The 12,484-nt window shown below is 37.6% G+C and carries 10 protein-coding genes; 6 read left to right on the plus strand and 4 right to left on the minus strand.

What is annotated here, in order from left to right; all coding sequences use genetic code 11:
* Complete coding sequence (gene dinB, locus V0410_RS06470) at positions 1-1,149, minus strand: DNA polymerase IV (RefSeq protein ID WP_330746797.1); 1,149 nt, start codon at positions 1,147-1,149, stop codon at positions 1-3.
* Positions 1,150-1,210: 61 nt separating this feature from the next.
* Here dinB and V0410_RS06475 point away from each other — a divergent pair, with 61 nt between their 5' ends.
* The 4 genes from V0410_RS06475 (at position 1,211) to V0410_RS06490 (ending at position 5,980) form a co-directional block, all read left to right on the plus strand.
* Entirely contained in the window at positions 1,211-1,990 is a 780-nt protein-coding gene (locus V0410_RS06475; protein WP_330746798.1) for an XRE family transcriptional regulator, read from the plus strand.
* A 30-nt stretch (positions 1,991-2,020) separates the two neighbouring features.
* Positions 2,021-2,239, plus strand: coding sequence for a hypothetical protein (locus V0410_RS06480; protein WP_120231288.1), 219 nt, complete (start codon positions 2,021-2,023; stop codon positions 2,237-2,239).
* A gap of 240 nt (positions 2,240-2,479) precedes the next feature.
* The gene (locus tag V0410_RS06485; RefSeq protein WP_120231289.1) at positions 2,480-3,880 is read left to right on the plus strand and encodes a DUF3945 domain-containing protein; all 1,401 of its coding nucleotides are present in this window, start codon (positions 2,480-2,482) and stop codon (positions 3,878-3,880) included.
* A 24-nt stretch (positions 3,881-3,904) separates the two neighbouring features.
* The gene (locus V0410_RS06490; protein WP_330746799.1) at positions 3,905-5,980 is read left to right on the plus strand and encodes a type IA DNA topoisomerase; all 2,076 of its coding nucleotides are present in this window, start codon (positions 3,905-3,907) and stop codon (positions 5,978-5,980) included.
* A 193-nt stretch (positions 5,981-6,173) separates the two neighbouring features.
* Here V0410_RS06490 and mobC read toward each other — a convergent pair whose 3' ends face one another.
* A complete protein-coding gene (gene mobC, locus V0410_RS06495; RefSeq protein ID WP_330747665.1) occupies positions 6,174-8,171 on the minus strand; it encodes a conjugal transfer protein MobC in 1,998 nt (665 codons plus the stop codon).
* A gap of 179 nt (positions 8,172-8,350) precedes the next feature.
* Between mobC and V0410_RS06500 the strand changes: the two genes are divergently transcribed.
* Entirely contained in the window at positions 8,351-9,358 is a 1,008-nt protein-coding gene (locus V0410_RS06500; protein ID WP_227942488.1) for a PDDEXK nuclease domain-containing protein, read from the plus strand.
* 18 nt (positions 9,359-9,376) lie between these two features.
* Here V0410_RS06500 and mobB read toward each other — a convergent pair whose 3' ends face one another.
* The gene (gene mobB / locus V0410_RS06505) at positions 9,377-10,660 is read right to left on the minus strand and encodes a conjugal transfer protein MobB (RefSeq protein ID WP_330746800.1); all 1,284 of its coding nucleotides are present in this window, start codon (positions 10,658-10,660) and stop codon (positions 9,377-9,379) included.
* Positions 10,661-10,667: 7 nt separating this feature from the next.
* Positions 10,668-11,099, minus strand: a complete 432-nt coding sequence (gene mobA / locus V0410_RS06510) for a conjugal transfer protein MobA (RefSeq protein ID WP_330746801.1) — start codon at positions 11,097-11,099, stop codon at positions 10,668-10,670.
* A gap of 607 nt (positions 11,100-11,706) precedes the next feature.
* Here mobA and V0410_RS06515 point away from each other — a divergent pair.
* Positions 11,707-12,474: a ParA family protein gene (locus V0410_RS06515; protein ID WP_330746802.1), complete on the plus strand. Its 768-nt coding sequence runs from the start codon at positions 11,707-11,709 to the stop codon at positions 12,472-12,474.
* Positions 12,475-12,484 lie beyond the last annotated feature (10 nt).

Genomic DNA, 12,484 nt, shown 5'->3' on the forward strand with positions numbered 1-12,484 from the left:
TTATTTTTCAAAATCAAAACCTGAAGCTCTCCCAACTGCTCCCATACCGTAGCGGTTTTTCAGATAATCCATGGTCTGATATAAATTCATCTGCTCCTCAGTATCTTCAAACAGATTCATCTGGTGATTCCCATGCACGAGGCCGGTAAAGCGCAGCCCTACCAGACGAAGTCTCATTCTTCTGGTATATACTTTATTGAATAATTCCAGAGCCACTCTTGAAAGGGTGTGATCTGCAGAAGTATAAGAAACTCTGCATTGTTTGGTTTCGGTATCAAAATTGGCATACCGTATTTTTACAACCACTGTGGATGTCAGCCATTTTTCCTTTCTGAGCTGATACGCTAACTGTTCCGCCATTCCCGATATCAGCCTTTTCAATTCTGAAACATCCATAGTATCATTGGTAAAGGTTCTTTCCGTAGAAATGGATTTTCTTTCAGAATAAGGAACTACAGGATTTTCATCAATTCCATTAGCTTTTTTCCAAAGCTCTTTTCCGTTCACGCCGATCATCTGCTGTAAAACCAGAACGGGCATTTCAGACAGCGTATGAATGGTACGGATTCCAATTCTTGATAATAACTGAAAAGTCTTGTCTCCCATCATCGGAATCTTTTTAATAGATAGAGGGTTTAAAAAAGATCTGATCTCTAAATCTTTAATTTCCAGTCGGCCCACCGGTTTCGCTTCTCCCGTTCCTATCTTTGAAACAGTTTTATTAGCAGATAAAGCAAAGCTTATAGGAAGTCCTGTTTCTTTGGTAACAGCTGCCGCAATTTCCTGGGTCCACTGATAGCAACCGAAAAATTTATCCATACCTGAAAGATCAAGATAAAACTCATCAATACTCGCCTTTTCCATTACCGGAACTCTTTCCTGGATAATTTCAGTCACGGTATGAGATAAATTGGAATACAGCTCATGGTCTCCCCGGATGACTTTCGCATCAGGGCACAACCGGACTGCCATTCGGATCGGCATGGCAGAACGGACTCCAAATTTCCTTGCTTCATAGGAGCATGATGCTACCACTCCACGGTCACCTCCGCCAATAATCAGGGGAATTCCGTCAAGCTGAGAATTATTACGTCTCTCGCAGGATACAAAGAATGTATCCAGATCCATATGTACAATCGCCCGGTTCACGTCACAAAATTAGATACTATATGTATCATTTTTCATATATTTGCAGATACAATTTGTATCAATGTCAATTTTTTCAGATAACATCAGGTTTTTAAGAACTCAGAAAAAATTATCCCAGCAGGAACTGGCGGATAAAATTTTGCTGAGCAGGGTCCGGTATTCAAAATATGAGGACGGGCGTTCGGAAGCCCCCTACGAAATACTGATCAGAATTTCAAAGTATTTCAATTTAAGTATTGATCTTCTTTTGACAGTGGATATCAGGAAATATCCTTTAGAAGATGTATTGAGACTTCCGGATAATAGAATTGTTCTACCAGTTATCGTTGATCAATTAGGTAACAACAGTATTGAAATTGTTCCCCAAAAAGCCTCCATGGGATATTTATCAGGATACAGTGATCCTGAATATATTGAAAGCTTACAGAGAATTTCACTACCCTTTCTGACCAACGGAAAATACAGAGCGTTTCCGGCAAAAGGCGATTCCATGCCGCCCTTTAAAGACGGTTCTTACATTGTCGGGAAATATATAGAAAATATCAAGGATTTAAAGTCCGGCAAAAGTTATGTTTTCGTCACCCTGAATGATGGTATCTCTTATAAAAGACTTATCTCTTTGAATGAAAAATCAATAACCGTAGCAGCTGACAATTCATTTTATACACCTTATGATATTCCTTTCGGAGAAATCGTTGAAGTATGGCAGTATGCTTCTGGAATATTTCCTGAAGATTTTGAACCTGAGCTTTTTGAAAACTATAATGTGAAGGAAATACTGCTTGGGATTCAAAAAGATATCCGGATACTTGATGAAAAGTTTTCAAAAAAATTAGATTAAAATAATTTACACTATCCCATTATTATAACTATGAATATCTCCTATTACGATTTTCAGAATTTAACCGATCGCCAGACACAATATGAACTTGTACTAACTCATGGACGCATCATCAGTGAAAGAATGGTTTCCCAATCAAGATATGTTTTGTATGAAATTTCAAATTTTTCGGTAGAACTGATCTATGACAACATGCATAATAAAATTATTGGTATGAATCTTTTTGAAAAGCACTCCAGTTATAGATAAAAATCCTGTTTTATCAATAATAAAACAGGACAAAAAACACAAATGATGAAAAAAAAACGTCTCGATCGAGACGGCGTAAAATTAATTATTTTTACCATAGTAGCAACAAAAAGCTGTTAAAAAATTAATGTCTTATTGGTATTTTCCAGACAATCCCAGCCAAATATCCCCATCTACTTCCACTTTTAACTTTTCCTATCCAATAGGTCTAACTTCGATGTTAAATCAATACTTAACATCATGGAAGATATAGCAAATACCCAAAATCCTGATCCTGCATTAATTAATACTCTGCTGGTTTTAAACCCTAAGACCAACAAAATAGAAGTGGTAAAAACTGTTGATGAAAAAGGTGATCTGAAAACAGTATCCAATACCCGGAAAAACCAGAATCAGTTTTTAAAAATTGATAAGCAGGGCGATTTATTTTCCAACTTTTTTTCCAATTTCCTCAGCCAGCTCAAAAACCCTACTTCATTTAATTTTTTTACCTCTCCTCTCAAAGAATCTGAAAAAATTGGAAAACAGATTGAGCATTACCTCAAGCATTCAAGCAGTAAAGGTGAAGAATTTCTGAAGACCTATAAAATAGTAACCCCAAACACCATTACAATGAGTACAAATCCATCATCAGAAAAAGAATATCAGTACTCCCAGGATCAGATCGACTGGGATATGATGTCAAAATTTGGGCTGACGCAGGAAAAATTAGAAAAAGCCAATGCCCTGGAACCCATGCTAAGAGGATTCAAAACCAATGGTCTCGTTCCCATCAGTCTTAATCTCGGAACAGCGCTTATCCGGATAGACGCCCGTCTTTCACTCAGCACTAATGATGCCGGCAATGTCATGATCAATCTCCACGGCATCAGAAAAGAACCTAATTTCAATTTTAAGTTTCTAGGTCATGAATTTACTGCTGAAGACCGTAAAAATCTAATGGAAACCGGAAATATGGGACGTGTTGTAGATCTTGTCAATCCAAAGACTGATGAAATCATTCCTTCCCTTATCAGCAGAGACCGGCTGACTAATGAACTTGTTGCCTACAAAGTAGAAAACATCAGAATTCCTGATGAAATCAAGGGTGTTAGATTAGATGAAGCCCAAAAGCAGACGCTTATAGAGGGCAAAGCATTATATCTGGAAGGGATGATCTCTACTAAAGGGGAACCTTTCAATGCCCATGTCCAGTTTAATGCTGATAAAAAGTATGTTGAATTTCTTTTTGATCAAAAGCAGATTCAGCAACAATCTCAAACCCATACACAGACAGAGATACCAAGATCATTCAGAGGCAAAGAATTAAGTGACGAGCAGTATAGTCAGTTTAAAGCAGGCCAAACGATTTATCTCGACGGATTGCTGGATAAAAAGAATCAGCCCTATCAGGGATATATCACTCTTAATAAGGAGAACGGAAAAATCGATTTCTCATTTCAGAATCCTGATAAAATCCAACATAAGACAAAGCCTACTGAGGAGCATACAACCCAGACAGCAGTGAATTCAGAAGGCAAGACCAACGAAGCCACCAAGCATTTAAAGGAGCCTCTACAAAAGGGTCAGCAGGCACCTAAAGACAAAAGCCAGCAGTTAAAACAGGACAAAGCCCAGTTCCGCGCTAGAAAACGCCTATAATACCCACTTCAATTAATAATCATTATGAAAGCAGTATTAGCAGAAAAGCCAAGTGTTGCCAGAGAAATAGCAATGGTTTTGGGAGCAACAGAAAAGAAAGATGGATATCTGACCGGTAATGGCTATGCCGTTACCTGGGCTTTTGGCCATTTGATTACACTCGGGATGCCAGAAGATTATGGCATTTCAGCTTGTAAAAAGCAGACTTTACCTATTTTACCTGACCCTTTTAAATTAACCATCAGAAAAGTAAGAAAAGATAAACAACTGATAACTGATCCTGGCGTATCCAAACAGCTAAAAATCATAGAAAAATTGTTTACATCATGCAGCAGTATTATTGTTGCTACAGACTCAGGAAGAGAAGGGGAACTGATCTTCCGGTACATCTATGAGTATTTGAACTGTACCCTGCCATTTGAAAGATTATGGATCAGTTCACTCACTGAAAAAGCCATTAGGCACGGTTTTCAAAATCTGAAGCCGGGTCACCTATATGATGGATTATTCCATGCTGCTCAGTGCAGAAACAGAGCCGACTGGTTATTAGATATTAACACGACCCAGGCACTAACTATAGCAGCAGATGACGGGTTATATTCACTTGGAAGGGTCCAGACTCCCACTTTAGCTTTACTCTGCAAACGTTATAGAGAATATAAAGAGTTCACAAGCCAGCAATACTGGCAGATTGAGCTTATGCATCAAAAAGATTTTGTGGAGTTCAAAAGTCTTGGAGTACTCAAATTCAGCGATAAAAAACAAGCTGAGGACTTTGTAAAATCACTGGAAAGAAACAGGACTACAGCAACAGTCACTGCGATTACTTCACACCCCATAACAGAACATGCTCCTCTTCTGTTTGACTTAACCGGCCTTCAGAAGGAAGCTAATAAAAGATTCAGCTTCAGTGCTGAGCGAACACTCGATATTGCCCAAAGCCTTTACGAAAAAAGGTTCATTACCTATCCACGTACGGGCAGCCAATATATTTCAGAAGATCTATGGCCGGACATTCCAGATCTCATAAGAGTACTGCAGGAATGGGAGCCTTATAAAACCGCAGCAAGCATAATCCCATGGGGAAACTTCAATAAAAGCATTGTCAAGAATGCTAAAGTTACCGATCATCACGGGCTGCTTACTACAGAAAAAATACCTTCAGCACTTACTTCAGAAGAAAAGGTGATATATGATCTGATTGCTTTTCGACTATTTGAGGCCGTCTCACCGCCATGTGTCAAAGAAATCACAGAAATCAGTTTACAGGTACTTCACTATGATTTTACAGCTAAGGGACAAAAGATATTACAAACAGGCTGGCACCATATCAACGGCAATTTTTCTGAAGGTATCGATGAAATCCGGCAATTTCCTGAGTTAAAAGAAGGAATGGATCTAAAGATTAAAATGTTTGCTGTTCTGGAAAAGAAAACGCAGCCTCCCAGCCTTTATACCGAAGAAACCCTGCTTTCTGCAATGGAAAATGCAGGCAGAAATATTGAAGAAACATGGCAGCGAAAATATGTAAAGAATATCGGAATCGGCACTCCTGCCACGCGTGCCTCTACTATTGAGACACTGCTTGACAGGGGGTATATCAGAAGGCAAAAGAAACTGCTTATTCCTACTGATAAAGGCTTACAGGTATATGATTTAGTTAAGGATAAAAAAATTGCGGACGTTTCTATGACTGCAGAATGGGAACAGTCCATGGAGGATATTGAGAATAATGAATTGGGTGCTGCTGAATTTCAAAAGAACATTGAAAACTACACGATGACGATTACGGAAGAATTACTGCAGATAAAAATTGAAAGAACTCATCTTCCCGGTATTGTATGTCCCAAATGTAAAACCCAGTCATTGATGATTGATGATCGTGTTATAAAATGTCCTGATACGTATTGTAACTGGTATCAATTCCGAAATATCTGCGGAACCCGGATCGAAACAGCCGACATTGAAAGACTTGTCAAAAACGGGAGAACCGCATTAATCAAGGGTATGAAAAGCAGATCAGGTAAAACTTTTAATGCCCATATCATCCTTAACGAAAAAGCTGAAAGTTCATTTGAATTTGAACAAAAAAGACGATAAAGCAGCTCAATACTATTGATTTCCTAATCTCACAACGACTCTTATAAAAGCAAACTTAATTAACAATATAACGCATAGACACAGTAAATCGGAAAAGAGAATCATTTGTTTTAAATTTGCACCCGATTCTCATGTTTAATTTGAGTTTTCATGGTTATTAGTTTTTTATCCCCGGTCTCCGGGGATTTTTACTTTATTTTTTGGGTATTAAATGCTGTAACTCAGGATCGGCTTTAATACGCTTCATTTCATTTTCAATGATCTCTACCATATCAAGCTTCACTTTTTTATAGTTCTCTTCAATAATTGATGTGAACCGGTCTTCTCCACTATCATTTACAAATGATAAAATCTCTGGTATCCGCTGATAAAATTTAGTTTCTTCAGCTACTTTCTCATTATCCACTACGATTTCTGCATGAAACATTTTCTGTTCAATTCTTTCATCAAAATTATCAGATACAGCTCCTACAAACATTCCCTGGCTTAATGTTGAGATTTTGGAAGCCGGTATCAAGCTGTCTAGCTGGGTAGATATGGAAGTAGATTTATCATTTCTGTTGATGGTTATGCTTTGCCTTTTCTGCAAAATCTTTCCAAAACGCTCTGAAAGATTTTTTGCGGTATCTCCGACTACCTGTCCGCTGAATATATTGCCTACTGTATTCTGAATCACTTTACTTTCTTTGTCTCCGTAATCTCTGGTCAGCTGAGAAAAATCCTGAAATCCTAAGCAGACAGCTACTTTATTACTTCTTGCGGTTGCAATCAGATTATCCAATCCCCGGAAATAAATCGTAGGCAATTCATCAATAATCACTGAACTCTTTAGTTGTCCTTTTTTATTGATGAGTTTTACGATTCTGGAATTGTACAAACCCAGTGCTGCTGAATAGATATTCTGCCGATCCGGGTTATTCCCTACACATAATATTTTCGGTTCTTTCGGATTGTTGATATCTAATGAAAAATCATCTCCGGTCATGACCCAATATAACTGAGGAGATATCATTCGTGATAAAGGAATCTTAGCAGAGGCAATCTGCCCCTGAAGCTGGTCCTGTGCGCCACCTTGCCACGCGTCCATGAAAGGGGAAAGATAATTCTCAAGATCAGTATAAGAAGTTAATATTGTGAAAACATCAGAGTATTTTTTATTGAGTAGTTCAATGGCATGCGGAAAAGTGCAGTATTTACCATTTTCATATATTTTCAGGAACCAGATAATAGCAGCTAAAAGAATAATGGGAGATTCCACGAAGAAGTCTCCTTGCTTTTGAATCCAGGTTCTGTTTAAATTGAGCATGATGGTGTAAGCTGCTTCATAGGCATCTGAAATATCCGTCATAAAGTCAGGATTTAAAGGATTGCACCGATGGCTTCTTCGGGGATCATCAAAATTAATGACATAAAATTTCGGTTTTACTTTGTATTTATCCTGATGTTTCAATACATGATTATAAGCAATTGTTGAAAGATCATCAAACTTAAAATCATAGATGTACATGGAGAACCCCTTCTCAATCTGCTGTTTGATATAATTATTAACAATGGCGTATGATTTCCCTGAACCTGGTGTCCCCAGGACAATGGTTGCCCTGAATGGGTTAACAATATTAATCCAGCCTTGATTCCATTTTCCTTTATAATAGAATTTAGTGGGAAGGTTAACAGAATATTCATTTTCCATCAGTTGGGTTTCCTGCATAAAACTTTCATTCTCATTATTGAATACATCATCCATCAGGTTATGTTTTAACAAACGGCTCATCCATACCCCTGATACCATTAGGAGGATATATCCTACTGACATTGAAAGCATATATAAAAGAATGCCTGCCCCGCCCCATCTCAGCAAAATAGTATTCAAGAAAAACAACACCGTTCCTACTGCCATGAAGCCGATAATCCGAGGCCAGGTTATCTTCTCGTCTTTTACTCCTTTTGTTCCCAGGCAGCTTAGAGAGAGTAATACAATGCTAAAAACTTTTGTATAGAGACAGTGAGAGAACAACCCTGCCGTTCTTTGGAAATTCAGCAGTATTCTGTTGATAACTTCCAATGTCCATCCTTTTTCATGAAAAAATGGATAACAATACCAGTAATAATGCATCAGTACCATTAAAATACTGACGGTACGCATAAAAGCCATAATTTTAGCTAAGCCCCGTAGATCATCTTCACCCTGCATATCATTTATTTTTAGAGTTAGGATGATGAATTTATCGGGTAACAGAAGTCTGCTTTCTACACTGGCAGTGTCAGGCATTATAAGGAAGCATTTGGCACAGTACCGAAATTTATTTTCTCATGAATCATAGCAGTTGTTGACCAGGGAATTTTTTACATTTGTCTTATAACAAAATATCAATGAAACCTGTACAATCAAAATACACTGAATTACTGGACAGTATCGGATCCGCTATTGAGGTTGCAAGACAAAATGCGGTCAAGGCAGTTAATACTGAACTGGTGAAAGCCAACTGGGAAATTGGCAGGCATATCGTGGAATACGAGCAGCATGGTGAGGAACGTGCAGAATACGGAAGTAACTTACTGGCAACACTTTCCAAAGATCTGAGGCAGCGTTACGGCAAAGGATTTGGCAGGCGTAATATTTTAGATATGCGCAGATTTTATCTGACCTATCAAAAATGGCAGGCAGTGCCTGCCAAATTAAGCTGGACTCATCTGGTTACTTTGCTGGGCATCTCTGATGATACGGCAAGGAAGTTCTATGAAAAACAGGCAGTACTGGAAAATTGGGGCTACCGTGAACTGGAAAGGCAGATCAACTCTTCCCTTTTTGAAAGACTGGCATTGAGCAAAGATAAAAAGGGCGTACTGCAACTGGCGGAAAAAGGTCATATCGTAACCGATTCCACAGAGGCTATAAAAGATCCGTATGTCTTGGACTTTCTCAAATTACCTCAAAGTCATCGTGTTACCGAAAAAGCATTGGAACAGAAGATTATTGACAATCTGCAGATGTTTCTTTTAGAACTGGGAAAGGGTTTTACATTTGTCGGAAGACAGTATAAGATATCACTTCGTAACAGGCATTTTTATATTGATCTTGTATTCTACCACCGTATCTTAAAATGTTTTGTGCTGATTGATTTAAAAATAAAACAGGTTGAGCACAATGATATAGGACAAATGAATTTATATCTGAACTACTTTAAATCTGAAGAAAATGTTGTGGATGATAATGAGCCTATAGGCATTATCCTTTCTGCGGAAAAAGATGAAGTATTGGTGGAATATGCAACAGGTGGTATTTCTAATAAAATATTTGTTTCCAAATACCAGTTGTATTTACCTGATAAAAAGGAATTACAGCAAAAAGTACAGGCAATTATGCAAAAAGAAGGCTAAGGGTAAGAAATCATTAGACTATCTTTTTCTTTTCTTTTTCCACTTTCGCATTTGCTGTGAAAAAAACTGTTCTTCATCGTCTTCTCCCTGCACTGTTGGCAACAATCCGGGAAATGAGTCCATTGATTCAAAGTCATGTAAATCGTGATTGTCATCATTTAAGAATCCAAATAGGGGATGAAGTTGAAGGGGTAAAAATTGATTTGTTGGGAGTGATTCAGCTTCTGTCTGCTTTGCATCAGAGGATTTATTTAAATGCTCCTGATTCTTCCATAAATCATTAAAAACAGCAGCGGAGTATCCTTTTCCCAAATTTGAACCATTCCATACTGTTTGGGTGTTATGATCGATAAACGTGATTCCATACATACGTCCGGCTTCATTTCTGCGGATTACCGTATTAACACCCACAGACTTTAATTTCTCCACAAAATCTTTTTCATGATGACTCACTTTGAGGGCATTATCAATCCAGCCCTTTATTTCAGTTTTATTCGATTGAAGAATAGATTCTTTACTTTTTAAAAAATGAGATTCCAGTGCAGGTAAGAGTGCAGCTTTTCCAATGCTTGAAGCTTTCAATGGGTTTCCAATTTTATGTTTGTTTGTATCCAATGCAAAATACACCAACCCCCGCTGTGGTTTTCCATGCAATTCGCCATCAATTTTTTCAACTGCTATATTGAAAAGTGAAAGCAGCGCATTGTACTCTCCAAGTGTTTTAAAGGAATACACATCAGCTATATTCCTGATCACGGAGGCGATCTGATGTTTAATATTTCCAGTCTGATAATCAACCGGTTTGAAAACCATGTTATTTTTCACCTTCTGCCCTTCTGCAGCTGGCCATAAATTATAGGTATTTTCGAGTTGTCTGCACATATTCATCGACCGTCTTTTCTCAAATCGATCTGATATTTTCCTGCCATTTTCATCAACACATACAGACACAATATGAATATGGGTACGGTCGATATCAGTGTGTTTAAAAACCATGTAAGGCTGTTCACCGTACCCCATTCCATTCATATACTCTTCTGCCATCTTCACAAAATTCTTATCGCTGACCTTATCATTCGGATCGGGATTGAGCGATATATGTAAAGTATGTTTTTCCGTCTTTTGATTGGCAGCCAGATAAGGATCGAAAGATCTCATGAGTTGGGGTATAGTATATTTCCCATCTGTGGATTCCACCATTTTATTCATCAACAAAATTTGTCCATGTCCCTTTTCCACCTTATGATGATTATAGGCTAAGGCACCATATAAATTACTGCTTCTGCCAATTTTTGCAATCATTGAACCATCATTTTTCTATATTCCGGTTAGTAAATTCATTAGCCAATTCGATAATTTTCCGGCACAAAGCTGAAAGTTCAGCAGTGTGTCTCTCCAATTGATATAGAAATGCCGCAGCTTTTTTTTCGGTAAAATGAGTATATAATAACTTAACTACCTGATTGTAATTCACGCCCACTGCTCTGAACTGGGAATAAAAGGAAGTCAGCCTCATGTAAAAATCAACAGTACCTTTATCAATTTTTACTGTTTTTATTTCTTTTGAAAACAATACAGAAGTTATAAATTTAGCTTTATTATCTATTCCAGAGGCTTCAAATAAAGACAGAAATTTGCTATTATCTTCATCATCCAGCCGAAAAACATAACGGTGATTACAAGGGTTTATCTTTGGTTTTCGCCCACCTTTACTTCTCTTATTATTTTTCTGATCATTCATAGATATCCATTTAAAGTTTATAAACCTCGACTTCGGAGAGTGTTTCAAAGCTCCCGGCAGGGCAAGTTGTTTTGAGGCACAAAAAACAGTTATGAGGCACTCAAAACACAACTTGCCGTGTTCAGGCGAACACCCTATTTACCATATCACAAAAAATATTGTAACAAGCGATCAACATCTTTCAGATGTTGTAATAAACACCAACTCTTCTTAAAATTGTATACAATAAGGTAAACAGAAACAACCGGATATCTACAATAATCCCCCCTTCCAATAACTGCCAAATAACACCAGGTATCACCTGAAGATCAGCACTGGTTTTGAAAACTCTTTCCTTTACAGCAACACATAAAGTTGATGATGAAACGGGCAAATCATAAAAATGTAAAGTTTTAAAACTATAAAAGCGCAAAAGCAAAAAAGCAGTTACAGATATTCAAAAAAAGGTATTCTCTCAACAAAGCAGTTGCAGATATGCCCTGTAAAAAAGATGTAAATGTATACATCTTTAGATTTTTAAGATAATACAGGAGTACCCCTACATATAAATCAACTTATACAGATTCTTACCATTCAACATTATAAAACAACATTAAATACATGCATCATGAAAGCAACAAAAAAAACTTTAAAAGTAAGTTTCTCCACTCAAAAAGGAGGTGTTGGAAAATCGACGATTACCATATTACTTGCCGGCGTATTACATTACCGATTGGGATACAATGTTTTAGTCATGGATTGTGATTTTCCACAATACAGCCTAAGCAATATGAGGGAACGTGATAAAAAAGCAATTATGGTGAACGAGTACCATAAGAAAGCTGTTATGAAACAATTCCAACTGATCAATAAGAAAGCATATCCGATTACACGCTGTAAGGCAGAAAATGCAATAGAAGAAGCTACCCGATATATTAAACAAACTACCATAGTTCCGGATATTATCTTTTATGATCTGCCTGGTACCGCCAATACCAAAGGGGTGCTGACGACCTTGAAATCAATGGATTTTATTTTTGCTCCCATGACTGCTGACCGTTTGGTTGTAGAAAGTACGTTAGGATTTACCAAAGCTTTTATGGCGCTTCCTTCCGGTGAGCATGATTTTTCGCAACAAGCGTTATGGCTATTCTGGAATCAGATTGATGGTCGGGAAAAGACCGGGTTATACGAAATCTACGAAAAAGCGATTGCGACTCTTCAGATGAATATAATGGATACGCGAATCATGGACAGTAAACGATTTCGTAAGGAATCCGACCATATCGGAAACAGTATTTTCAGATCAACACTGTTACCAGCAGACTATCCGCTTTTAAAAGTGACAAGAATGGATCTGTTTATTGAAGAGTTTCTAAGAATCACAAATCTATAAAACCCAAAAG

The sequence above is a fragment of the Chryseobacterium sp. CP-77 genome, assembly GCF_036362765.1.
Classification (GTDB): domain Bacteria; phylum Bacteroidota; class Bacteroidia; order Flavobacteriales; family Weeksellaceae; genus Chryseobacterium; species Chryseobacterium cupriresistens.

Bases quoted from the DNA above. Each gene is read 5' to 3' on its own strand.
- mobB (WP_330746800.1), bottom strand. From the start codon at position 10,660: ATGATTGCAAAAATTGGCAGAAGCAGTAATTTATATGGTGCCTTAGCC.
- mobA (WP_330746801.1), bottom strand. From the start codon at position 11,099: ATGAATGATCAGAAAAATAATAAGAGAAGTAAAGGTGGGCGAAAACCA.
- V0410_RS06485 (WP_120231289.1), top strand. From the start codon at position 2,480: ATGGAAGATATAGCAAATACCCAAAATCCTGATCCTGCATTAATTAAT.
- V0410_RS06490 (WP_330746799.1), top strand. From the start codon at position 3,905: ATGAAAGCAGTATTAGCAGAAAAGCCAAGTGTTGCCAGAGAAATAGCA.
- V0410_RS06475 (WP_330746798.1), top strand. From the start codon at position 1,211: ATGTCAATTTTTTCAGATAACATCAGGTTTTTAAGAACTCAGAAAAAA.
- V0410_RS06480 (WP_120231288.1), top strand. From the start codon at position 2,021: ATGAATATCTCCTATTACGATTTTCAGAATTTAACCGATCGCCAGACA.
- V0410_RS06500 (WP_227942488.1), top strand. From the start codon at position 8,351: ATGAAACCTGTACAATCAAAATACACTGAATTACTGGACAGTATCGGA.
- V0410_RS06515 (WP_330746802.1), top strand. From the start codon at position 11,707: ATGAAAGCAACAAAAAAAACTTTAAAAGTAAGTTTCTCCACTCAAAAA.
- mobC (WP_330747665.1), bottom strand. From the start codon at position 8,171: ATGCAGGGTGAAGATGATCTACGGGGCTTAGCTAAAATTATGGCTTTT.